Below are 23,753 nucleotides of genomic sequence, written 5' to 3'. Positions count from 1 at the left end.
GGTCCATAGCGGCGGCGACGCCCAGGGCGACGTCCTCAGCGAGTTCGAGATCGTCGTCGGCACCGCCTTCGCCGATACCTTCCGGACCAATGCCGGTATCGGCGTCACCACCTTCACCGGCGGGGCCGGCGACGACCTCTACATCCTCAACGACGCCTCCTTCGCCGCCGCGGTCGAGCTTGCCGGCGGGGGCACGGACGAGGTCCGCACCAGCTCCGGCAGCCGCACGCTCGAAGCCAATGTCGAGATCCTGACCTATATCGGCAGCGGCAACTTCGCCGGTTACGGCAATGGCCTCGACAACATCATCACCGGCGGCGAAGGCAGCGACATGCTGCGCGGCGAGGCCGGCAACGACACGCTCAATGGCGGCGACGGCAACGACACGCTCTATGGCGGCGCCGGGGCCGACATCCTCAACGGCGGCAGCGGCACCGACATCGTCTCCTATGGCGACAGCGGCGTGCCGGTCGGCGTCAACCTGGCGACGGGCGTCCATACCGGCTTCGCCCAAGGCGACGTGTTCAACGACATCGAGATCATCGAGGGCTCCAGCGCCAACGACACGCTGATCGGCGATGCGGGAGCGAACATCCTGCGCGGCGGGGCGGGTGACGACCTGATCCAGGGCGGAGCCGGGGCCGACACGCTGAGCGGCGGCGCCAACATCGACACGATCAGCTATGCCGGCAATGCCAGCGCGGTGAACCTGAACTTCGTCAGCGGGGTCCATAGCGGCGGCGACGCCCAGGGCGACGTCCTCAGCGAGTTCGAGATCGTCGTCGGCACCGCCTTCGCCGATACGTTTACGACCAGCGCAGTCGGAGCTTCTACAAGCGGCGTGACCCAGTTCGCTGGTGGGGCGGGCAATGACCTCTACATCCTCAATGACTATGCTGCCACGGTCGTGGAAACCGCCGGCCAAGGCACAGATGAGATCCGCACCAGCGTTACCAGTTACAACCTCTCGGCCAATGTCGAGAACCTGACCTATACCGGCCCCGGCAACTTCACCGGCGGCGGCAATGCCGAGAACAACGTCATCACCGGCGGAACCGGCAGCGACACCCTCATTGGTAATGCAGGTTCCGATACATTGGTTGGCGGAGCGGGCAACGACACGCTGACCGGTGGGACCGAAAGCGATGTCTTCGTGTTCGCCTCGGGCTTCGGCAAGGACACGATCACGGACTTCGTCGCCGGCTCCGGCACGGCCGACGTGATCCAGATCGACGATGCGGTGTTCGCCGATCTCAGCGCGGTGCTGGCGGCGGCGACACAAGTCGGTGCGGATACGGTCATCACCTACGACGCCAACAACACGATCACCTTGAAGAACGTCACCAAGACCAACCTCCATGTCGACGATTTCCAGTTCGTCTGAGGCCGATCAACCCATGGCTAGCGGGCTTGAATCCCGCTAGCCTGACTTCATCTTCCGCATGCGTGAGTTCCTGCGTTGAGCCGTCCCGTTTCGCCTTCCGGCCAGGCCCAGATCGTCTCGTCGGCGCTGGCCTCGTGCCGCGGCTCGTTTGCGGTCGTCGGCATCTTCTCCGGCATCGTCAACCTGTTGATGCTGTCCGGCTCGCTCTACATGCTGCAAGTCTTCGACCGGGTGCTGAGCTCGCGCAGCATCCAGACGCTGATCGGCCTGTCGCTGCTGCTGCTTACCGCCTATGTGCTGCAAGGTTTCCTCGACGGCATCCGTGTCAGGCTGCTCGCCCGCATCGGCGCGCGCTTCGACGAGCAGGTCTCGCCCGCCGCCTTCGCCGCGGCCCAGAAACTGCCCCTGCTCGGTTTCCGCGCCGAACAGGCGCTGCAGCCGATCCGCGATCTCGACCAGGTCCGGGGCTTCCTGGCCTCGCTCGGCCCGACCGCGCTGCTCGACATGCCCTGGCTGCCGCTGTTCCTCGTCGGCGCCTTCGCCTTGCATCCCTGGCTCGGCTGGCTGGTCCTCGCCGGGGGCCTCGTCATCGTCCTCCTGACAGTCCTGGCCGAGCTCAGAAGCCGCGAGGCGACCAAGGCGCAGTTCGCAAGCGGCTCGGCCCGGCAGGCGATCGTCGAGGCCAGCCGGCGCAATGCCGAGGCGCTGACCGCGATGGGCATGGCGCCCGCCTTCCAGCGCAAATGGCGCGAGCTCAACCTGCGCCATGTCCGCGACTGGCTCGCCGGCTCGGATGCCACCAGCGGCATCGGCGCCTTCGCCAAAGTCTTCCGCATGGTGCTGCAATCGGCGGTGCTGGGCCTGGGCGCCTATCTTGCCATGCTAGGCGAGATCTCGGGCGGGGCGATGATCGCCGCCTCGATCATGGCCTCGCGGGCACTGGCGCCGATCGAGATCGCCGTCGCCCATTGGAAGGGCTTCGTCTCTGCGCGCCAGGGCCTGAAGCGACTGCGCCAGGTGCTGGACTCAGCCGTCTTTGCGGATGCCGAACGCACCGGCCTGCCGGCGCCGCGCCATGAGCTAACCGCAGACGGGCTGATCGTGGCCGCCCCCGGCAGGCAGACGCCGATCCTGCAGGGCGCCTCGCTCGCGCTCAAGGCCGGCCAGGGCCTCGGTATCATCGGGCCGAGCGCGTCGGGCAAGTCGACGCTGGTCCGGGCACTGGTCGGCGTCTGGCGCCCGCTCAAGGGCGAGGTCCGGCTCGACGGCGCCGCGCTCGGTCAATGGGAACCGGGCGAGCTCGGTCGCCATATCGGCTATCTGCCGCAAGACATCGAGCTGTTCGAGGGCACGGTGGCGCAGAACATCGCCCGCTTTGATGAGGATGTAAAGGACGAGGCGATCGTCGCGGCTGCGCAGGCGGCCGGAGCGCATGAGCTGATCCTGCGGCTCGAGCAGGGCTACGACACGCGCATCGGCGAAGGTGGCTCGACCCTGTCGGGCGGCCAGCGCCAGCGCATCGGCCTGGCGCGGGCGCTCTATGGCGAGCCCTTCCTCATTGTGCTCGACGAGCCCAACTCCAATCTCGACCATGATGGCGACGAGGCGCTGACCCGGGCGATCCGCGGGGTCCGCGAGCGCGGCGGCATCGTCATTATCGTGACCCACCGGCAGACCGCGATCGCCGGCGTCGACCAGGTCGCGATCATGGCGGAGGGCCGTATCCAGGCCTTCGGCCCGAAGGAGGAGATCCTGCAGAAGGTGCTGAAGCAAGGCAGGATGCCAATGGCGCAGCGCCAGCCGGCGGTGGCGTCATGAGCGAGGCGGCCTCTCAGGAACCGCAGGGCTTCGGGCGCTCGCTGCGGGGGCTCGCGCTTGCCGGCTGCGTCGGCCTTGCCCTGTTTGCGGGGACCATCGGGGTCTGGGCAGTGGCGACGACCCTGTCCGGTGCGGTCATTGCCAGCGGCCAGTTCGTCGTCGACGGCAACGTCAAGAAGGTCCAGCACGCGACCGGCGGCATCGTCGGCGAGCTCAAGGTGCGCGAGGGCGAGCGGGTCGAACAGGATCAGGTGGTGATCCGCCTCGACGACACCGTCACCCGCGCCAACCTCCAGGTCGTGGTGAAGCAGCTCGACGAGCTCTCCGCCCGGCGCGGCCGGGTCGAGGCCGAGCGCTCGGGCAAGAGCGCGATCGCCTTCGCCGCCGAATTCATCGCCCGTCGGCACGAACCGGAGATCGCCGAGCTGGTTGGCGCCGAGCAGAGCCTGTTCGAAGCCAGGCGTGCTGCCCGCGATGGCCAGAAAGCGCAGCTCTCCGCGCGAATCGCCCAACTCGGTGACGAGATCACTGGCCTGAAGGCTCAGCAGAAGGCGCGCGACAATCAGGCTGTGCTGATCGAGGAGGAGCTCAAAGCCATCCGCTGGCTCTATGCCAGGAACCTTGTCGCACTCAACCGCCGGACCGCGCTGGAGCGCGAGGCTGCCAGCCTCGAAGGCCAGAGAGGCCAACTCATCGCCGGTTTGGCCCAGGCCGAAGGCAAGATCGCCGAGACGCGGCTGCAGATCATCCAGATCGACGCCGCCCTGCGCGAGGAGGCGATGAAGGAGCTGCGCGACATCCAGGGCAAGAGCGCCGAGCTGGTCGAGCGCCGCATCGCCGCCGAGGACCAGATGAAGCGGGTCGAGATCCGCAGCCCCAGCTCGGGCTTCGTCCACCAGCTCGCCGTGCACACGGTCGGCGGCGTGATCAGCCCGGCCGAACCGGCCATGCTGATCGTGCCGGCGGAGGACGCCCTGCAGGTCGAGGCGCGGATCAACCCGCCCAATATCGACCAGATCGCGCTCGGCCGGGAGGCCCGGGTCAAGATCCACGCCTTCAACCAGCGCACCACGCCCGAACTCTCGGGACAGGTCTCGCGCATCTCCGCCGACACCAGCCGCGACCAGCAGACGGGTGCGATCTTCTACACCATCCGCGTCTCGCTTCCTGCCAGCGAGATCGCCCGCCTCGGCCAGAACCGCATCACCGCCGGCATGCAGGCCGAGGTGTTCGTCCGCACCGAGGATCGCACCCCGCTCGAATACATCGTCAAACCCCTCAAGGACCAGATCGCCAAAGCCTTCAGGGAGCGCTGATATCGCGTACTGAGAGTGGTCGATCGGCAGATCTCGCGCATGACGAGCGAGCAGCCTGTATTTGTTGCGGATTAACCTATGATCTCCGTTGCTTCAGGTGGGAACGTGTACCTAGAAAATAGGTGCCTTATCTTGCCCGGGAGCGGTAATGTCTAAAGATGTAACGGAATTGCTCGAATTGTCTGCAATGGTTGTCGCGGCCTTTGTTCGTCATAACCGTGTTCCGCAGGCTGATCTCATCGGGCTGATCGAACAGACCCACGCGGCGCTGGGCCGCCTGGGCCAAGAGCGGCTAGCTGCGCCGGCAGAAAAGCCCGTTCCCGCGGTTCCGATCAAGAAGTCCGTGACGCCTGACGCCATCTACAGTCTCGAGGATGGCAAACCGTTCAAATCGCTGAGGCGGCATCTGCGGACGGCCTATGGCATGTCTCCAGAAGAATACCGCGCCAAATGGGGCTTGCCAGCCGACTATCCTATGGTTGCGCCGAACTATGCCGAGGCGCGCTCGCAGCTGGCCAAGTCCTTGGGACTAGGACGAAAAGCGGTGGTGCAGACTGCGCCCACGGGCAAGCGCAAGAAAACTCGGTAAAACCGGCCTTCACTTGTCTGCCAATGTGAGCCGTGCGGATCGGCCCATCGGCATCGCCGATTCGGGGCTTCGGCTGGTGACGGAGCGATCCTGCTCCGTTCCAACCGAATAGAGGTTCGATCATGACGCAATCCGCTCTTACCGACACGCAGCTGGTGCTGCTCTCGGCCGCACCTCAACGCGACGATCCGCGCATCATTCTGCCGGAGCGCCTGCGCGGTGGCGCGGCCCAGAAGGTGCATTTCGCCACCTGTGGCTCGAGGGTAAACGGCTTATATCGGCCGGCGCTTAGTCCTTTCCGCTGAGCCTGACGACGCAAGTGGTCGTTTCAGGCCGCCGTAGCGGCAATCACGGCATCGACATCCGTCACGACGCAGACGTTCTGCAGCGCGTAATTGACCGAGGCCGTGTGCCATTCGGCGTTCATGGTCGAGCAGGCGTCTTCCGGCACGACCATGAAATAGCCCTTGTCGGCGCCGGTGCGGGCGGTGTGCTCGATCGACATGTTGGTCCAGGCGCCGGTGACGATGACGATGTCGCGGCCGAGCGCCCTGAGCACCGTCTCCAGCCGCGTGCCCTCCCAGGCGCTCATGCGCTGCTTCTCGACGATGTGGTCGCTGCGCTGCGCCTCGAGGCCCGGCACAGCGGCTGCACCCCAGGTGCCGCGCACCAGCGCCTTTGCGTCGGCCAGGCCTTCGAACAGCGGCGCGTTCATGGTCACGCCGGGCGCGCCGGCCTCGACGATGAACCAGACATGGATCACCGGAATGCCGCGCGCCCGCGCCGCTTGCGCCAGGCGCGCGCCGTTGGCGACCGCGTTCTGCTGGCGGCAGTGCTCCGGCGAGCCCGAACTGGCGAAGGCGCCGCCCTCCATCACGACATCGTTCTGCATGTCCTGGATAATGAGAGCGCAGCGAGACGGATCGAGCCGGTAGCCGGCGGCAGCCTTCTTGGTGCCGTTGGTGGAGACTGTGGCTGCAGGGCTGACGTCTGCTGCGGGTCGCTCAGCGGTGGCGCGACCACGGCTCGAAGTCCCGGCGCCGGCACCGCTTGCCTTCATATAGAGTTCGATGCGTGGCCCGACCTTGGTCTCGACCGCATAAAGCGAATGGCTGGCGGTGAGGAAGAGGGTGCGCCAGTCCGGCCCGCCCCAGGTGAGGTTGCCGACGAGTTCGGGCACGCGCAGCTTGCCGATCAGCTCGCCCTTGATCGAGTAGACCCAGACGCCGCCGGGGCCGGTGACCCAGATATTGCCCTGCGCATCGCATTTCATGCCGTCGGGGACGCCGGGTTCGGAGCCGACGATGCCGGAGGCGAAGATGCGGCCGGAGCCGAGCCGGCCGTCCGGGAGAACGTCGAAGACGCGGATATTGTGCTGGACGGTGTCGTTGACGAAGAGCCGGTCTTCCGTGGGGCAGAAGCAGAGCCCGTTCGGCTGGTCGAAGAGATAGCGGTCGACCAGGAGCTGCGGTGCGCCGCCTTCCGGGGCAATGCGGTAGACGCCCTGGAAGCCGAGCTGGCGCGGCCGCTCGATGCCAAAGACCGGCATGCGGCCATACCAGGGGTCGGAGAAATAGATCGACCCGTCCGATTTCACGACGACGTCGTTGGGGCTGTTGAGCTCCATCCCCTCGAAGTGAGAAGCGATGACCTCGCGCTGCCCGTCCGGCCGCTCGCGCACCAGCGAGGAGGTCGCATGCTCGCAGACGATCAGGTTCAGTGCAGCGTCATAGGTCATGCCGTTGCATTTGTTCGCCGGCCGCCTGACCTCGCGCACGCCGTTCTTGTCCCAGCGGCGGCGGACATCGCCCGGCATGTCCGAGAACAGCAGATGCTGCTCCTGCGGATGCCAGATCGGACCCTCGCAGAACTCGAAGCCGGTGCCGAGCTGGCGCACCGGCGCCCAGAGGTCGATCAGGTCGGCGAAGCCGGGCTGGACGGCGATATGCGTGGTCATGGGCGACCCCCGTCAGGCCGCGAACCAGTTGCGCGCCGGCAGCGACTGCACGACCGGCCCGGGCACCGCCATGTCCATGCGGCCGACGACCTGGCCATGGGCGATCTTGGCCGGCTTGTCGTGCACCGGCAGCAGGAACGCACCGGCCGAGAGCAGCTTCTTGATCGCCGCCTTCTCCTCTCGCTTGGAGACGCCGTGATTGCCGGTCGTGCGCGGCTCGTTGGCGTGAAGCTCGTGGAAGGGCGAGACGATCTGGTCGTTGAAGTCGTAGATCACGTCGCCGCAGATGATGGCGCGGCCCTCATTGGTGTCGACATGGACGTTCATCGAGCCTTCGGTGTGCGCGCCGGCGGCTTCGAGATAGCAGCCGGGGAAGAGCTCGATCATCCCGGAGAGTTCAAGGTCTTCGAAGCGCAGCGCATCGCGCGTGTGCAAACGGTCGATCAGGTGCTTGATGTCGGGTGCCGGGTATTGCGGGTGCATCAGCCCGGAGACCGAGTATTCGAGCTCGCGCCGGTTGACGAGCACCGTGGTGTTCATCGGGAAGAGCTCGTCCTTCCCGGCATGGTCGATATGGAGATGGGTGTGCATGACATAGCGCACATCGCCCATCCGCACGCCGTGCCTGGCGAGCTGGTTCTCGATCATGTTCTCGTGGAACTGGAGGCCGCGCATGCCGAGGCTCTCCATGATCTGGTTGTGGCGGTAGCCGGTATCGACCACCACCGGCCAGGGTCCGCCGAGGATCAGGAAGCCATAGGTCGGCACGCGGCGGGTGCGGCCGCAATCGCGCCCGAGCACGAGGAAGCTCGATTCCAGCTCGATATCGCCATAGTCGAGGATCTTGATTTCGAGCGCCATGGACATGCCTCCTCTTGATTATTGGCCGAGGCGGTAGACCCGCCTCGCGGTCTCGTTGAACACGGCTGCCTGCGCGGCTTGCGGCACCGCGGCGCGATGCGCGCCGATCAGCTCGGCGTAGCTCGTCCAGAGCTTCTCGATCGGGAAATTGGAGCCGAACAGGCAACGCCCGGGGCCGAACAGGGCAAGCGTCTCGCCGATGATGAAGGCGATCTGGTCCGGATCGTTCCGACGCTGGAAGGTGCCGAGGCCGGAAAGCTTGCTGACGATGTTGGGCTGGCCTGCGAGCAGTGTCATGCCCGCGCGCCAGGCCGCGATGCCCTCCGGCGAGAGATCTTCCAGCATGCCGGCGTGCTGGAGCACGAAGGTCACTTGCGGGCAGGAAGCTGCGAGCTCGGCCGCGCCCGCCATCTGGCCGGCGAAGACCTGGAGATCGAAACTGAAGCCGTACTCCGCCAGCCGCCCGACATTGGCGATCAACCTGGGATCGCGGGCAAGATCGGGCCCGCTGGCGAAGCGATAGAGCGTGTTCTCGTGCCAGTGCAATTGCATGCGCACGCCACGCACCCGGGCATTGCGGGCGAGCTGATCGAGCTGCGGGCGGACATCTTCCGCCAGCATGTTCGCATAGGCGACGATGGCGATCGGGAAGCCGGATTCGTCGGAGGCGCGCGAGACGTATTCGACCTCGTCGAGATAGCGCGCGGGTGCCCAGTTGGCCTGGACATAGACGGCTTCGGTCACGCCCTCGGGCCGGCAATCGCCAAGATATTCCTCAATCGGATAGTCGCGCCGGATCGGCTCGTAGGGGCCGAAGATGCGCGGCTGCATCGGGCCGAGCAGCCAGGGCAGGTCGGCTTGCCGCCAGATGTGGAAATGGGAATCGACGAGACCGGTCATGCCGCCAGCGAGCCTCCGAGTGACAGGATGTGCCGGCAGATCCGCGCCGTGCTGCCGCCGTCCGAGAGGCTGGCGAGGCGAGGCGCGATCAGCCGGAGCGCTTCGGTTTCGGGCCGGTAGCCGGGATCGGCCGCGAGTGGCGTCAGCCAGTCGATGCGATGGGCGCGCTGCGCCAGCCTTGCGACCGCTGTGACGAGCGCGGATGGATCGCCGCGTTCGAGACCGTCCGAGAGCACGATGACGACGGCGCCGCGGGCATAGGACGCGAAACGGGGCACGGCGAGGAAGGCCTGCAGCGCGTCGCCGATGCGGGTGCCACCATCCCAGTCGGCGACGAGTCCGGAAGCCTCGGCGAGCGCCTGCTCGCGGCGCTTGCGCCGGAGCGCCCGCGTCACGCGGGTGAGGCGCGTGCCGAAGGTGAAGACCTCGACCTGCCGGGTCGCGTGGACGATGGTATGCGCCAGAGCGAGATTGGCGTCGCTGCGCTGCTTCATCGAGCCGGAGACGTCGATCAGCAGCAGGATCGGCCGGGGCCGCGTCACGCGCCGGAGCCGCTTCAGGCTCATCACCTCGCCGTCGTGGCGGATCGCATCCTTGAGGCTGCGGGCGAGATCGACAGTCGGTCCGCGGCGCGCGGAGTGATGGCGATAGCCGCGGCGGCGTGGCAGCGCGGCCGGCAATGCCCGGCCGAAGCGGCGCAAGGTCTCGCTGTCGTCGAGGGTTTTGAGCTGGCGGATCGAGAGGGCTTCCGCGCCGGTCGCAGCCTGGCCGGTCTCGTTGGCCTCCTCGCCGATCAGCACTTCGCGCGAGCCGGTGTCCTCCTGGACCGAAATGTCCTCGTCCGGCGCGAAATCGTCGTCGCCGGGCTCGGCAAGGGCACCACCGAGGAAATGCATGTCGAACAACGCGTCGAAGCGCTCGCGCTGTTCGGGATGGGGCGCAAGCGTCGCGATGGCGGCCTTGCGGATGTGCTCGACGCTCCGCGGGCCGAGCAATTCGACCGCCATCAAAAAGCTGGTCGTCTGCTCGGGCACCGCCGCGATGCCATGCTCGCGCAGCAGCGCCGGGAAGGCGACGAAGAGCCTGATGGCAGGGGGCAGGGGCGCGATCATGCCGCCAGCCCCGGAATGAACAGCGGCAGGCGCGGGCGTAAGTGAGCGAGGTCTTCCTCGTCCTTGATCGCGGCGCCGAGCGAGCGACGGAAGGCCTCCGGCCAGGAGGCACCGCTCTGCGCCAGCGCGGTCGCGGCCTCGGCCCAGTCGACCGCCTCGGCGACGCCCGGCGGCTTGGCGAGCGGCTCCTGCCGCAGCAGCCCGACGGCATGGACGACGGCGCGCGCCGTGCTCTCGGCGACGGCCGAGGAGCGCAGCATGATGATCTGGGCTTCGCGCTCGGGCTCGGGATAGGCGATGTAGTGGTAGACGCAGCGGCGTCTGAGCGCCTCGTGCAATTCGCGGGTGCGGTTCGAAGTCAGGATCACCACTGGCCGCTCGGGCGCGCGCAGTGTGCCGCGCTCGGGGATCGAGATCGAGAAATCCGAGAGGAATTCGAGCAGGAAGGCTTCAAATTCATGGTCCGAGCGGTCGATCTCGTCGATCAGCAGCACGACCTGGTCCGGGCGCCGCAGCGCCGTCAGCATCGGCCGCTCGATCAGGAAGTCGTCCCGGTAGATGTCGAGCTGCTCGCCCTCCTTCGCCTGGCGGATGGCGAGCATCTGGCGCGGATAGTTCCATTCGTAGAGCGCTGCCGCCGCGTCGATGCCCTCGAAGCATTGCAGGCGGATGAGCTGGCGCCCGAGAATGCCGGCGAGCGCCTTGGCGGCCTCGGTCTTGCCGACGCCGGGAGCGCCTTCCAGCAGCAGCGGCTTGCCGAGCGCGAGCGAGAGGTAGCCGGCCGTCGCGATGCCGTCATCCGCGAGATACATCGCCGCCTGCAGGGCCTCGGCGAGGTCCTCGGGGCTGGAGATTCCGGCGACGGTTGTCCTCAACGCCATCGGGTCACCGCCAGTTCACCGGGCCGCCGCGCCGGGGGCCGGGCTTGACGCCGCCATTGGCCTTGAGCCCGCGCAGGATCTTCTCCGGCGTGATCGGCAGTTCGTCGACCCTGACGCCGACGGCGTTGTAGACGGCGTTGGCGATCGCCGGCAGCACCGGATTGGCGCACATTTCGCCCGGGCCCTTGCCGCCGAACGGCCCGTCCGGCGCCGGCCGCTCCAAGACGGTGACGTGATAAGGCGCGATGTCGCCCGGCCCGGGCATCAGGTATTCGTTGAAGTCGCGCGGGCCGTGCTCGGGGTTGGGATAATAGGGCTCCGGCGTCTCATAGAGCGCGTGGCTGATGCCCATCCAGGCGCCGCCGACCAGTTGCTGCTCGACCATGCGCGGGTTGATGACGCGGCCGAGCTCATAGGCGCTGGTCATCCGGAGCACCTCGACCTCGCCGGTCTCGTCGTCGACGGCGACATCGGCGACGAGGCAGGCATGGGCGAAGGCGGTGTTCGGGTTCATCTCGCCAGTCTCGGCATCGACGGCCGAGAGCGGGATCAGGAAGATGCCGCGCCCGGCGATGGTCTTGCCCTGCTTGAACTGCGCCGCCTGCGCCGTCGCCTTGACCGTGATGCTGCGCGAGGGCGCGCCACGGACATGGATGTTGCCGCGCCCGTCGGTGACGAGATCGGCGGTGTTGACCTCGAGCTCCTCGGCTGCCGCTTCGAGCAGCACGCCGCGCGCCTCGCGGGCCGCGACGATGATGGCGTTGCCCATGCGGTGCGTGCCGCGCGAGGCGAAGGAGCCCATGTCGTGCGGGCCGGTGTCGCTGTCGGCGGTGTCGACATAGACGTCCTCGATGGGAACGCCGAGCGTCTCGGCCGCGATCTGGCGCGAGACCTGCTTCATGCCTTGACCGAGATCGATCGCCGAGAGCGCGACGGTGAACTTGCCGTCCGGGTTGGAATGGATCAGCGCCTGGCTCGGGTCGCCACCCAGGTTCATGCCGATCGGGTAGTTGACCGAGGCCATGCCGCGGCCTTCGTGACGAGCCATCTCAGCGCCTCCTCGTGCCGAAGACCGACGAGAACCGCACCGCTCCATGCTGCGGCTGCGCCGGTGCGGCGGGCGGAGGCGGGGCAGGGGGTGGGCTGGCTGGTTGATAAGCGGGCGGCGGCGGGTAGGACCCTGCAGGCTGATAAGGTGGCGGTGCGGGCTGGTAGGCCGGAGGCGGTGCCGCCGGCCGCTGCGGCTCGTAGCGCGGAACCTGGGTCGGCGCGGCGCGCCCGTCGCGGGTGCCTTCCATCACCGGCTGCTTGCTCGGTGCGATCCGGCTAGTGCCGGCCGGCAACACCTGTGTCACCGGCCCGCCACGTGTATCGGGTCGGCCGATCTGGCCGCGGGCGTCAAGCTGGGTCGCCGGGATCTGCGCGCGCTCGCCGGCGCCGCCGCCGATCAGCGAAGACGCCCGCTTCGCCTGCTCGGAGAGCGGCCAGTTCGCCTTCTCGGCCGCGACCTGCACGCATTCGACCAGCGCGGTGTTCTTGGCGGCGCGCCGATGCGGCTTCATGTCCCCATCGCGATAGGCGTTGAGGATGCGCAGCTCCATCGGGTCCATGTTCGCCGCTTCCGCAAGGCGATCCATCTGGACCTCGAGCGCGAAATCGACGGCGGTGACGCCGAAGCCGCGCATCGCGGTCGACGGGCAGCGATTGGTGTAGGAGACGTAGATGTCGGAGGCGACGTTGGGGATCCAGTACGGCCCCGGCACATGCGCCGTGCACTTGATCGCGGCATAGCTCGACAGGCGCGTATAGGCGCCGGCGTCGAAATAGCTGCGGATATGGCGGGCGACGATCCGCCCGTCGCGCATCAGCCCGTCCTTGATGTAGATGCGCTCGGCCCCGCGCGGCGAGCCGTAGAGCATCTCCTCCTCGCGATCGAGCACGAAGCGCACCGGCCGGCCGGTCAGCATGGCGCCGAGCACGGCGAGCGGCTCGGTCAGCGAGTCGACCTTGCCGCCGAAGCCGCCGCCGACCGTGCCGCCGATGAAATGCAGCTGGTTCGACTCGACGTCGACGATCTTGGCGGTCGTGCCGAGCGCGAAGAACAGGCCCTGGGCGCAGGAATGCACGAGATAGCGGCCGTTCTGCTCGGGCGCCGCGATCGAGCCGTTGGTCTCGGTCGGCGCATGCTCGATCGGCGACATCTGGTAGCGATGTTCCATCACGATGTCGGCGCCGGCGAAGCCGCGCTCGACATCGCCGAAGCGCAGCTTCTGATGGTCGAAGCGCTCGTGATACTCGAAGTAGTTGCCGGGATACGTCTCGTTGACCACCGGCGCGCCGGGCTTCAGCGTCTCCTCGACATCGAACACCGCCGGCAGCGGATCATAGTCGATCCGCACCAGCTTGCAGGCCGCCTGCGCCTGCGCCTCGCTGTCGGCGAGGATGGCGACGACCGGCTCGCCCTTGTAAGCGACCTTGTTCACCGCCAGCGACGGCTCGTCGTCCTTGCCGAAATTGATCAGGCTGAGCAGCGTGTTCTTGTTCACGGGCACATCGGCGCCGCGCAGCACGCGCTTGACGCCGGGCGCGCGCTCGGCCGCGGAGGTATCGATCGCGCGGATGCGGGCATGGTGATGTGGGCTGCGCACCACCTTGAGATGCAGCATGCCATCGAAGGCATGGTCGTCGAAGAAGCGGGTGCGCGCCGTGACATGGCCGGGCATGTCCTGGCGCTGCACGCCCTTGCCGACAACGTTGAGATTGTCGTCGCGCTCGTCGGCGAAGAGGTCTTTGCGCATCTCCATCGTTGCCATGGCGACCTCCCTCAGGCTCGGCGCGCGCCGGGCGCGTTCGCCGCGGCGAGGATGGCGGCGATGATCGGCTCGTAGCCGGTGCAGCGGCAGATATTGCCGCTGATCGCCTCGACGACCTCGTCGCGGCTCGGCTGCGGGTTCTTCGCCAGCAGCGCCCGCGCCGCAGTCAGCATGCCCGGCGTGCAGAAGCCGCATTGGGCGGCGAAATGGTCCATGAACGCGTCCTGCAGCGGATGCAGGTTCGGGCCATCGGCCATGCCGGATGTCGTCTCGATCTGGCGCCCCTCGCAGGACACCGCGAGCGTCAGGCAGGCGAGCTGCGGCTCGCCGTCGACCAGCACGGTGCAGACGCCGCAGGTACCCTGGCCGCAGCCATACTTGGGACCGAAATCGCCGAGCCCGCGCCGCAGCGTGTCGAGCAGGTTGCTCGCCGGGTCGACGAAGGTGGCGCGATCGCTGCCATTGAGCCGGAACTGGACCGGGAGCTTGGCCATCGGCGCCTCCTCAGCGCGGCTCGCCGGCGAGCAGCCGGCCGAGATGGACGGGGAGGATCTCGCGCCGGTACCACTCGCTGGCGATCGCGTCGGTCGCCGGGCGGCAGCCTTCGAGCGCTGCCTGCTTCGCCAGCTGGATCGCCGCCTGGTCGAGCGGCTTGCCGTCGAGGGCACGCTCGACGCCGCGGGCGCGGATCGGCGTCGGGGCCATCGCGCCATAGGCGACGCGGGCCTGCGCGACGCGGCCGCCCGAGAGCGGCAGATGCGCCGCGATCGAGAGCACCGAGATGCCCTTCGGTTTGACCCTGCTGATCTTGCGGAACTGGAACTCGGCCGCGTTCTGCGGCCGCGCGAACTGCACCGCCGTCACCAGCCCCTGGCCGCCACGCTCGCGGGCGCTGAGAAAATCCTCCAGCGGCACCGCCCGGCCCGAACCATAGCCGGATTGCATGATGACCTGCGCATCGAGCGCGAGCAGCGCGACGGTGAAGTCGCCATAGGGTGCTGCCGCGAAGAGATTGCCGCCGATCGTCGCCATCGTCCGGACTGCCGGCCCGCCAATGGCGCGCGCTGCAGCATGCAGGCAGGCGAGATCGCGATTGGCCAGCACCATCGCCATGGTGACGCCGGCACCGAGCTCGATACGGGCACCGCTGGTGGTCATCTGGCGGAAGGCCGGATCGGTGACACGCACCAGCGTGCCATCGGTCAAACGGCCCTCGTTGACGTCGCGCATCACCAGCGTGCCGCCGCCGATCAGCAGCGCCTGGCGGTCGCCGGAGAGGATGCCGGCGGCTTCCGACAGGCTGGCGCAGGTTCGCAGGTCGAGCATGTCAGGCCTCCTCGCCGACGATCGCGGGCAGGCGGCGCACCGCCTCGATGCCGTTGGTGTAGACCTCGTCGCCGACGAGCTGCGCGAGCTCGGCTTCCCGCCCGGGCGGCGTGGTGAAGCGGCTTTCCCAGTGCCAGAAGCTGCGGTTGCCGTCGGTCACCGGCAGCAAACGGACATGGGCGACGTAGTTGAACAGCGGGATCGGCGTATCGAGCAGGCAGTAGCTGAAGGTCATTTCGAGGTCGGAGAGGGTCAGCAATTGCTCGCGCAGTTCACTGCCGTCGCGCAGCTGAAAACGCCGGATGCAGCCGACCCGGTCCGGCGGATAGGCGCGCTCGATCTCGCTGCGCGCCACGATCGGGTGCCAGCGGTCATGCCCATTGAAGTCGCGCAGGACCGACCAGAGCCGGTCCACCGGCGCATCGATGATCGTGCTGCGGACCACATGGGGCATGGCTATCCCCCGAAGGCGCGCTTGAGGGCGTCGAAGCCGCCCTGGAAGACATTGGTACCGATGCCGGCGACGAGCTCGGCCTCCTTCTCCGGCGCGCAGTCGAAATCGGCCGACCATTCGATGAAGGTGCGCTCCTGATCGGTGATCGGCGTCAGCCTGAGCGTCGCGACGTAATTGGTCAGCGGCATCGGCGAATCCAGGATCGAATAGGTGCAGAACATGTCGTAGTCGGAGAGGCCGAGCAGCTGCTCACGCAAACGGTCGCCGCTGCGCAGCGAGAAGGCGCGGATGCAGCCGACCTTGTCGGCGGGCTCGCCGTTCTCGATCCGGCTCTCGGCGATGCGAGGATGCCAGTTCGGCAGGCCGTTGAAGTCGCGCACCCGGGCCCAGACCTTGGCGGCCGGGGCGGCGATGACGCTGGAAACGTAGACGCGGGCCATGCTTTCGTCCTCACGCCTTCTCGGCCGGGCCGGATTCGCCGCCGGTGCCGCCGGTCCCGCCCTTCGGCTTGGCCGGCTGGGCTTCCTTGGCGACGCGCTGCATGTCGGAGGCCTCGCGCATCAGCCCGCCCATCTTGGCGAGGTTGCCGCCCTCGATGCCGATCTCTTTCAGCACCTGGTCGATCATCGGCGCCTGGACCCGGTAGCGCAGCGCTGATTCGATCACCTCGTCGGTGGGCGAGCGCGCCGCGCCGCCAGCTCCGCTCGCCCCCGCTCCGCCGGCGAGCCCGTCGACATGGAGGATGCGGATGCCCTCGATCTTCTCCATCGGCTTGACGCTCTCGCGCACGATGCCCTCGATCTTGTCGAGCAGGCGGCGGCGGAACAGCCCGTAGCGGGCGCCATCGCTGAGCACGTTCTCGGCCTCATAGAGCAGCTTCTGCGCCTCGGCCTCGACGGCGCGGCGCACCTTCTCGGCCTCGGCCGCGATGCGCGCCTCCTCGGCGGCCTTCTCGGCCAGCAGGATCTCGACGGTCTTGCGCCGCTGCGCGCTCTCGCTCTCGCGGACGGTCTTGACCTTCTCCTCGGCCTCGACCGCCTTGGCACGGGCGATCTCGGCATTGGCCTGCGCCGCCGATTCCTCCAGCGACTTGGCGTAGAGCGCGATCGCCTTGTCCATCGTCGCGCTTTCGACCTCGCGCTCGCGCTCGATCTCGAGCTTGCGCAATTCGCGCTGGCGCCCGACGCGGGCCTCGTCGAGGCCGCGATCGGAGGAGATGCGGGCCCGCTCGATCTCCTCGTTCGAGACGATCTGCGCCTCCTGCAGCGCCTGATTGCGGGCGATCTCCAATTGCTCCAGCGCCCGGCGGCGCTCGATCCGGACCGCCTCCAGCGCCTGCTCGCGGGCGATGTCGACGGTTTCGACCTGCTGGCGCGCGGTGATCTCGGCCTGGCGCAGTGTCTTGTCGGCGTCGGCGCGCTCGACCTTCTTCGCGGCGAGCACGATGGCGCGCTCCTCCTCGGCGACCTCGACCGCCTTCTTCTGGGCGATCTGCAGCATCTCGCGGGTCTTGCTGGAGTCGATGCGTTCCTTCTCCAGACCGAGCTCGGTGGCGATGCGCTGGCGCTCGACCGCGTCGCGGCGCTTCAGCTCGGCGGCGTCGAGATCGGCATTGCGCTTGATCTCCAGTTCCTTGGTTGAAAGCTCGGCGGCGATGCGTTCGGCCGCGACGACCTTCTCCTGCGCGATCCGGGCGGCCTCGGTCGCTTCGCGCGCCGAGATCTCGGCGGTGTCGATCGCCTGGTTGCGGGCGATTTCGAGATTGCGGACCTCCTCATCGCGGCGGATGCGCTCGGCCGAAACGATCCGCTCCTGGCTGATCCGCGCCTTCTCCACGGTTTCGCGGGCGGCGATCTCGGCGGCGTCGACCGTCTCGGTGCGCCCGATCTCCAGCAGCCGCTTGCGCTGCTCCAGCGCGATCCGGTCGGCGGTGATCACGTCCTCCTGGGCGATGCGGGCCTTCTCCACCGCCTCGCGTGCCGCGATCTCGGCCTCGTCGAGCGCCCTGTTGCGGGCGATCTGGAGGGCGCGCACACGCTCCTCCTGGACGATGCGGGCCGACTCGACGGCCTCGCGCGCCGCGATGTCCTCCTGGTCGAGCGTGCGGGTGCGCTCGATCTCGCGGTTGCGGACCTCCTGCTCGCGAGCGATGCGCTCGGCATTGACCGCGCTCTCCTGCAGGATGCGGGCCTTCTCGGTGGATTCGCGCGCCTCGATCTCGGCCGCTTCCAGCACCCGGGTGCGCTCGATCTCCTTCTGCCGGATCTCGCGTTCGGAAGCGATGCGGGCGGCGTTGATAGCCTGCTCATTGGCGATGCGCGCTTTCTCGACCTGCTCGCGCGCAGCGATCTCGGCTTCCTCGACAGCCTGCGTCCGGGCGATCTCCTGCTGCCGGATGTCCCTTTCGGAGGCGATGCGGGCCTCGCTGATCGCGCGCTCATTGGCGATGCGCGACTTCTCGATCTCCTCGCGCGAGGTGATCTGCGCCTGCTCGGCCTCGGTGTCGCGGACGGCGCGCTCGCGGGCGACCTCCGCGCGCTGCATGGCGCGCTTGATCTCGATCTCGCGCTGCTGCTCCAGCCGCGCCGCTTCGCTCTCGCGCTCGATGTCGAGCGCCTGGCGCTCGGCTTCGAGATTGCGGGTGCGGATGCGGATCATCGAGTCCTGCTCGATGTCGTTGCGCAGCTTCCGCTTGTCCTCGATCTCCTCGATGATCCGGGTGAGACCGGCGGCGTCGAAGCGGTTGGACGGGTTGAAATATTGCAGGTCGGTCTGGTCGAGATCGGTGAGCGCGACCGATTCCAGCACCAGGCCGTTCTGGTCGAGCGCCTCGGCGGCAGCGTCCTTGACGCGCTGGACATAGGAGCCGCGCTGCTCGTGCATCTCCTCCATCGTCATCTCGGAGGCGACGGTGCGCAGCGCTGAGATGAACTTGCCGGAGAGCAGCGCGTTGAGCTGGTCCGGCTGCAGGGTGCGCCGGCCGAGCGTGGCGGCAGCGACCGAGACCGACTGCCGCTCCGGCTTCACCCGGACATAGAACTCGGCGTCGATGTCGACGCGCATCCGGTCGCGGGTGATCAGCGCGTCATTGTTCGCCCGCGTCACCGCGAGCTGCAGCACGTTCATGTTGACCGGCGTGACGTCGTGGATGATCGGCAGCACGAAGGCGCCGCCATTGATCACCACCTTTTCGCCGAATAGGCCGGTGCGGACGAAGGAGACCTCCTTCGACGAGCGGCGATAGAGCCAGTTCACCAGATAGACGACGATGGCGATGACGATCACCGCCACGATCAGCCAGAGGATCAGCGATCCGATCAGTTGCCCGGTCATGTCAGCATCCTCCCGCCCGTGCCCGGGTCATTTCGTCTTGCCGGCCTTGCGCGCCGGCTTTCCCGTCGCCGCCGAGCGGCTGATCTGCTTGAAGGCGCGGGTCTGGTCGCGGATCGCGATCTCGACCGGCAGGCGCTCCATCGACGACGCGCCATAGAAGCCGTGGCAGTTGACCGTGTTCTTCATGATGAAGTCGGCATCGGCAGGCTCGGCGACCGGCCCGCCATGGACGAGGATGATCGCGTCCTTCTTCACCGCGAGCGCGGCTTTGGCCCAGCTCTCGACCAGAGCCGGGCAGTCCTTGAGCTTCAGTGCCGTCTCGGCGCCGATCGAGCCGCCGGTGGTGAGGCCGAGATGGCAGACGATGATGTCGGCGCCGGCCCTCGCCATGGCGCGAGCATCGTCCTCGCAGAAGACGTAAGGGGTGGTCAGCAGGCCCTTGGCATTGGCCAGCGCGATCATCTCGACCTCGAGGCCGTAGCCCATGCCGGTCTCTTCGAGATTGGCGCGGAAGGTGCCGTCGATCAGCCCGACGGTCGGGAAGTTCTGCACCCCGGAGAAGCCGAGGCGCTGGACCTCGTCGAGGAAGACGTCCATGCGCCGGAACGGGTCGGTGCCGCAGACACCGGCGATCACCGGCGTGTTCCTGACCACCGGCAGCACCTCGGCCGCCATCTCCATGACGATGGCATTGGCGTCGCCATAGGGCATCAGCCCGGAGAGCGAGCCGCGGCCGGCCATGCGATAGCGGCCGGAATTGTAGATCACGATCAGGTCGATGCCGCCGGCTTCTTCGCATTTGGCCGAGAGGCCTGTACCGGCGCCGCCGCCGACGATCGGCTCGCCTTTGGCGATCATCCCCCGGAAGCGCTTCAGCAGGGCCTTCTTGTCAAAACGCGTCATGGCCTGCCTCCGCCCGCCCGTTCGCGACGCCGGCCGACATGCAGCGTGCGGAACTGCTGCACCAGAGCGGCGGCGAAGGAGGGGTCGTTGATGTGGAGCGGCAGGCGGATCAGCTGCCGGTTCGGGCCGCTGCGCACAGTCTGCTCCAGCGCCTGGAACAGTGCGGCATCGGCGGCCCGGTCGTGGAAGGCCTGGCCGGGTGCATCCAGAGCTGAGACGCCGAGCTCGGGGATCAGGAAGCGGACCGGCCCTTCCATCTGGTTCAGCCGCTCGCCGATCCAGCGGCCCATGCGGGCATTCTCCTCCGCCGTCGTCCGCATCAGCGTGATCTGCGGGTTGTGCGGGTAGAGCTGGCGGCTGCGATAACGCTCCGGCACTGTCTCGGGCGCGAAGAAGTTGACCATATCGAGCGCGCCGACCGAGCCGACATAGGGGATGCGGGTGCGGATGATCGCACCGAGGCGGTCTTCGGTCGCCGGCAGGAGGCCGCCCATCAGCAGGTCGCAGATCTCGGTGGTCGTGACGTCGATCACCGCGCCGACGAGGCCGGACTCGACCAGCTTTTCCATGGCGCGCCCGCCGGTGCCGGTGGCGTGGAAGACGAGCGGCTCCCATTCATCGGCGAGGAGCCTGGAGACCTGCTGCACGCAGGGCGTGGTCACGCCGAACATGGTGAGCCCGACCAGCGGCTTCTCAGGTTCGCGGCGGCGGGAGGGTTCGGGCTTCAGCTCGGCGAGGCGGGCCTTGGCCATCGCGGCGATGGCGTGCGCGCCATTGCCGAGCACCAGGCGCGAGACGCGGTTGACGCCCTGCACATCGGTGACGGCGTGCAGCATCGCGATGTCGGTGGCGCCGACATAGGCGCGGACATCGCCCGACGCCATGGTCGAGATCATCAGCTTGGGCAGGCCGACCGGCAGCGCCTGCATCGCCGGCGTCACCATCGCGGTCGCGCCAGAGCCGCCAGCCGAGATGATGCCGAGCAGGCCCTGCTGGCGTGGCAGCCAGGCCTTGAAGGCCTCGGTCATCGCCGCCACCGCCGTGCCGCGATCGCCCGAGGAGATGCCGGCCGAGCCCTTCGGCGAGGCGAGCGCGATCTCCTGCGGGGTGACGTCGCCGCCGGCACTCCTGCCCGAGGTCGAGAGATCGACGAGGCGGGTGCGCAGGCCCTCGGCCCGGATCAGGTCGCGGATGAAGCGCAGCTCCTCGCCCTTGGTGTCGAGCGTGCCGGCGACGACGACATAGGGTTCGCTGCTCGCCGCTGCCGCGAGCGGCCGGATCGCGCCGACCGGCTGGCCGTCGCGCGTCGCCAATGTCGGGCGCGAGATGGTGCGGGCCTGCGCCTCGATCCGCGCCGCCGGCACGGCTTGAGACCAGCGGTTCGGAATGATGGGATTGGAGATGTAGACGCGGGTCGGCCCAACCGGCGCCGGAGTGGCAGGCCGGGAGGTTCCGGCTGCCGGGGCCGCTTCCGATGCCGCATCGGTCTCGTCATGGCCGTGGCGGCCGACGCCGAGCAGGCGCTGCTGCAGGTCGCGGTCGCCGGCCAGCGTGGCCGAGGCGATGACGCGGTTGATCCGGCCGTTGACCATGATCGCCACCGGATCGGACATTTGCGTGGCGACGCCGATGTTCTGCTCGATCACCAGGATCGCGACGTCGCCCTGCTCGGCGAGGCGGACCAGCATCTCCTCGACATGCGCGACGATGACCGGCGCCAGCCCCTCGGTCGGCTCGTCCATGATGAGGAGGCGCGGATTGAGCAGCAGCGCCCGGCTGATCGCCAGCATCTGCTGCTCGCCGCCGGAAAGCTGGCCGCCGCCATTGTTGCGACGCTCGGCGAGGCGCGGGAAGACCTCGTAGATGCGCTCCGGCGTCCAGGCGCCGCGCTTGCCGCGCTGCATCAGCCGCAAATGCTCGTCGACGGTCAGCGAGCGCCAGAGCCGGCGGCCTTGCGGGACATAACCGACGCCAAGCCGCGCCACTTCCGCCGGCGAGCGACCGGCGATCTCCTCGCCGAAGAAGCGGATCGAGCCGGAGGCGATCGGCACGAGACCCATGATCGCCTTGCACATGGTCGTTTTGCCCATGCCGTTGCGACCGACGACGGAAAGGACGCCGTGCTGCAGCGTGAGGTCGACGCCCTGGACGGCGTGCGAGCGGCCATAAAAGACATTGAGGCCCGCGATCTGCAGGATCGGGACACCGGCGGCGGGCGGGGCTTTCAGGCGCTCAGCCATGGCCGCCCCCGAGATAGAGCTCCTGCACCTCCGGATCGGATTCGATCTCGTCCGGCCGCCCCTCTTTGAAGATGCGGCCGTTGTGCATCATCGTCACACTCTCGACGACGCGGAGCGCCACGTCCATGTCGTGCTCGATGATGATGTAGCCGATATGGGCCGGCAGCGAGGTCAGGATCCGGACGAGGTCCTGCCGTTCGGTCGGCGACAGTCCCGCCGCCGGCTCGTCGAACAGGATGAAGCGCGGTGCGCCAGAGAGCGCGAGCGCGATCTCGAGCTGGCGCTGCTGGCCATAGGCGAGTTCGCCGACCAGACGATCCTTGACCGCCGTGAGATGGACGGCATCGACCAGGCTCTCGGCCGCGTGCTGAAGCGTGTCGTCGCGACGCGGCCGGCGCAGCGAAAAGCGGTTCCGCGAGACGCCGCGGCAAGCGAGATAGACATTGTCGATCACCGTCAGCCCGGCGAAGAGCGAGGAGATCTGATAGGTGCGCCTGAGGCCGCGCCGGATGCGCTCATGCGGCGGGAAGGCCGTCACATCCTCGCCGAAGAAGCGGATGACGCCGGAGCTCGTCGAGAAATCGCCGGTGACGCAGTTGAACAGCGTGGTCTTGCCGGCCCCGTTCGAGCCGAGCACGGCCCGTCGCTCGCCGGGGCGGACCGAGAGCGTGACGTCGGACAGGGCCGCCAGCGCTCCGAACAGGCGCGAAACGCCGCGCAGTTCGAGCGCGTTGCCCGAGCTGGCGCTGCTCAGACGCTCCAGGCTCGGCACGGCGCTCATGGCGCGCCTCCGCCGGTCCGCATCTGCGCGTCCTGCGCCTCGCGGCTCTTGCGATAACGCTCGCGCAGGCGTTGCCAGATGCCGATCAGCCCGTCCGGCGAGAACAGCACGATGACGAGGAAGCCGAAGCCGATCAGCAACTGATAGCGCTTGCCTTCGAGCCCGACCCAGTCCAGCAGATCGAGCGCGAAGGTGCGCAGCAGCACATAGACCAGCGCCCCGATGAACGGGCCGATCGGGCGGCTGAGGCCTCCGACCACGGCGATGATCAGCATGTCGACCACCGGGCCGACGCCGCCCGTCCCCGGCGAGACCTGGCGCTGGTACCAGACCAGCAGCACACCGGCGAAGGCGGCGATCACCGCGGCGAAGGCGTAAGCCGCGATGCGGTGGGCGACGACGTCGAAGCCGAGCGCGGCCATGCGCCTTGGATTGTCGCGCGTGCCCTGCAAGGCGAGGCCGAAGGGCGCGCGCGAGACATAGACGACGACCGCATAGGCCACAGCGGCAAAGCCGAGCGTCAGATAGTAGAACGGCACGGTGCTTCCCCAGTCGATGCCGAGGAAGACCGGCGGCATGACGCCGTTGAAGCCGCTGAAACCGTTGAAGATCGTGTAGTTCTGCAGTGTCAGGTAATAGAAGGCCGAGCCGATCGCGAGCGTGATCATGATCGTGTAGATGCCTTCGGTCCTGACCGAGAGCGCGCCGCCCAGCGTGCCGAACAGGGTGGCGAGCAGGATCGCGACCGGCACCGCCGTCCACCACGGCCATTTCAGGCTGATCTGCGTGATGGCGCTGTCGCCGAAGATCGCGACGAGATAGGCGGCGAAGGCCGCGACGGTCATCTGAATCAGGCTGACGATGCCGCCATAGCCGGCGAGGAACATCAGGCTGAGCGCGATCATGCCGAGGATCATCGCATAGGCGAGGATCTGGACGAGCCAGAACGGGTTCGCGAGCAGCGGCATCACCAGCAGCAGCGCCGCGACGATCCAGAAGGCCGTGCCCTGCCGCGCGATCACTTCGCTGAGCCCCTCGCGGGGACGCGGCGTCGCGATCGCGAGGCGGGGTTCGGCGAGCGCCAT

General features: G+C 68.0%; 21 protein-coding genes. 5 read left to right on the top strand and 16 right to left on the bottom strand.

From position 1 onward, the window contains the following. From AC07O0_RS19555 to AC07O0_RS19535, 5 genes are all read left to right on the top strand, one after another. Window positions 1–1,384: calcium-binding protein (locus tag AC07O0_RS19555; protein ID WP_494625346.1), on the top strand; the 1,384-nt coding region annotated here is incomplete at its 5' end. A 75-nt stretch (window positions 1,385–1,459) separates the two neighbouring features. Next, entirely contained in the window at window positions 1,460–3,202 is a 1,743-nt protein-coding gene (locus AC07O0_RS19550) for a type I secretion system permease/ATPase (RefSeq protein WP_494625345.1), read from the top strand. After that, window positions 3,199–4,518 (top strand): HlyD family type I secretion periplasmic adaptor subunit, encoded by a 1,320-nt coding sequence (locus AC07O0_RS19545; RefSeq protein WP_494625344.1) that lies wholly within the window; start codon window positions 3,199–3,201, stop codon window positions 4,516–4,518. Before AC07O0_RS19550 ends, AC07O0_RS19545 begins: the two co-directional genes overlap by 4 nt. A gap of 148 nt (window positions 4,519–4,666) precedes the next feature. Next, complete coding sequence (locus tag AC07O0_RS19540; protein ID WP_494625343.1) at window positions 4,667–5,107, top strand: Ros/MucR family transcriptional regulator; 441 nt, start codon at window positions 4,667–4,669, stop codon at window positions 5,105–5,107. Window positions 5,108–5,229: 122 nt separating this feature from the next. Next, window positions 5,230–5,412, top strand: coding sequence for a hypothetical protein (locus AC07O0_RS19535; RefSeq protein ID WP_494625342.1), 183 nt, complete (start codon window positions 5,230–5,232; stop codon window positions 5,410–5,412). A 23-nt stretch (window positions 5,413–5,435) separates the two neighbouring features. On the opposite strand, the gene AC07O0_RS19530 is transcribed toward AC07O0_RS19535, so the two are convergent. From AC07O0_RS19530 to AC07O0_RS19455, 16 genes are read right to left on the bottom strand one after another with little or no spacing between them, the layout of a single operon-like run. Next, window positions 5,436–7,064: an isochorismatase family protein gene (locus AC07O0_RS19530; RefSeq protein ID WP_494625341.1), complete on the bottom strand. Its 1,629-nt coding sequence runs from the start codon at window positions 7,062–7,064 to the stop codon at window positions 5,436–5,438. A gap of 12 nt (window positions 7,065–7,076) precedes the next feature. Continuing rightward, the gene (locus AC07O0_RS19525) at window positions 7,077–7,925 is read right to left on the bottom strand and encodes an N-acyl homoserine lactonase family protein (RefSeq protein WP_494625340.1); all 849 of its coding nucleotides are present in this window, start codon (window positions 7,923–7,925) and stop codon (window positions 7,077–7,079) included. 18 nt (window positions 7,926–7,943) lie between these two features. Then, on the bottom strand, window positions 7,944–8,825 hold the full coding sequence (locus AC07O0_RS19520; protein WP_494625339.1) for an amidohydrolase family protein: 882 nt from the start codon (window positions 8,823–8,825) through the stop codon (window positions 7,944–7,946). Then, window positions 8,822–9,937 (bottom strand): vWA domain-containing protein, encoded by a 1,116-nt coding sequence (locus AC07O0_RS19515; RefSeq protein WP_494625338.1) that lies wholly within the window; start codon window positions 9,935–9,937, stop codon window positions 8,822–8,824. The genes AC07O0_RS19520 and AC07O0_RS19515 overlap by 4 nt, the downstream gene beginning before the upstream one ends. Continuing rightward, a complete protein-coding gene (locus AC07O0_RS19510; RefSeq protein WP_494625336.1) occupies window positions 9,934–10,818 on the bottom strand; it encodes an AAA family ATPase in 885 nt (294 codons plus the stop codon). Before AC07O0_RS19510 ends, AC07O0_RS19515 begins: the two co-directional genes overlap by 4 nt. A 4-nt stretch (window positions 10,819–10,822) precedes the next feature. Beyond that, on the bottom strand, window positions 10,823–11,866 hold the full coding sequence (locus AC07O0_RS19505; RefSeq protein ID WP_494625335.1) for a xanthine dehydrogenase family protein molybdopterin-binding subunit: 1,044 nt from the start codon (window positions 11,864–11,866) through the stop codon (window positions 10,823–10,825). A 1-nt stretch (window position 11,867) separates the two neighbouring features. Continuing rightward, window positions 11,868–13,631 (bottom strand): xanthine dehydrogenase family protein molybdopterin-binding subunit, encoded by a 1,764-nt coding sequence (locus tag AC07O0_RS19500; RefSeq protein WP_494625334.1) that lies wholly within the window; start codon window positions 13,629–13,631, stop codon window positions 11,868–11,870. Between the two features lie 11 nt (window positions 13,632–13,642). After that, window positions 13,643–14,125, bottom strand: coding sequence for a (2Fe-2S)-binding protein (locus AC07O0_RS19495; RefSeq protein WP_494625333.1), 483 nt, complete (start codon window positions 14,123–14,125; stop codon window positions 13,643–13,645). Between the two features lie 10 nt (window positions 14,126–14,135). Next, window positions 14,136–14,957: an FAD binding domain-containing protein gene (locus AC07O0_RS19490; RefSeq protein ID WP_494625332.1), complete on the bottom strand. Its 822-nt coding sequence runs from the start codon at window positions 14,955–14,957 to the stop codon at window positions 14,136–14,138. A 1-nt stretch (window position 14,958) separates the two neighbouring features. Beyond that, a complete protein-coding gene (locus tag AC07O0_RS19485) occupies window positions 14,959–15,411 on the bottom strand; it encodes an SRPBCC family protein (RefSeq protein ID WP_494625331.1) in 453 nt (150 codons plus the stop codon). A 2-nt stretch (window positions 15,412–15,413) separates the two neighbouring features. Beyond that, on the bottom strand, window positions 15,414–15,851 hold the full coding sequence (locus AC07O0_RS19480) for an SRPBCC family protein (RefSeq protein ID WP_494625330.1): 438 nt from the start codon (window positions 15,849–15,851) through the stop codon (window positions 15,414–15,416). Window positions 15,852–15,861: 10 nt separating this feature from the next. Continuing rightward, window positions 15,862–18,744: a flotillin family protein gene (locus AC07O0_RS19475; protein WP_494625329.1), complete on the bottom strand. Its 2,883-nt coding sequence runs from the start codon at window positions 18,742–18,744 to the stop codon at window positions 15,862–15,864. Between the two features lie 27 nt (window positions 18,745–18,771). Beyond that, the gene (locus AC07O0_RS19470; RefSeq protein WP_494625328.1) at window positions 18,772–19,647 is read right to left on the bottom strand and encodes a phosphoenolpyruvate hydrolase family protein; all 876 of its coding nucleotides are present in this window, start codon (window positions 19,645–19,647) and stop codon (window positions 18,772–18,774) included. Continuing rightward, on the bottom strand, window positions 19,644–21,887 hold the full coding sequence (locus tag AC07O0_RS19465) for an ABC transporter permease (protein WP_494625327.1): 2,244 nt from the start codon (window positions 21,885–21,887) through the stop codon (window positions 19,644–19,646). Before AC07O0_RS19465 ends, AC07O0_RS19470 begins: the two co-directional genes overlap by 4 nt. Beyond that, window positions 21,880–22,668 (bottom strand): ABC transporter ATP-binding protein, encoded by a 789-nt coding sequence (locus AC07O0_RS19460; protein ID WP_494625326.1) that lies wholly within the window; start codon window positions 22,666–22,668, stop codon window positions 21,880–21,882. The genes AC07O0_RS19465 and AC07O0_RS19460 overlap by 8 nt, the downstream gene beginning before the upstream one ends. Beyond that, window positions 22,665–23,753, bottom strand: a complete 1,089-nt coding sequence (locus AC07O0_RS19455; protein WP_494625325.1) for a branched-chain amino acid ABC transporter permease — start codon at window positions 23,751–23,753, stop codon at window positions 22,665–22,667. Before AC07O0_RS19455 ends, AC07O0_RS19460 begins: the two co-directional genes overlap by 4 nt.

It is taken from the genome of Allobosea sp. GW821-FHT10B12 (genome assembly GCF_059415545.1).
The sequence above is the reverse complement of the archived record's forward strand: the minus strand, read 5'-3'. Positions and strand labels throughout refer to the sequence as shown.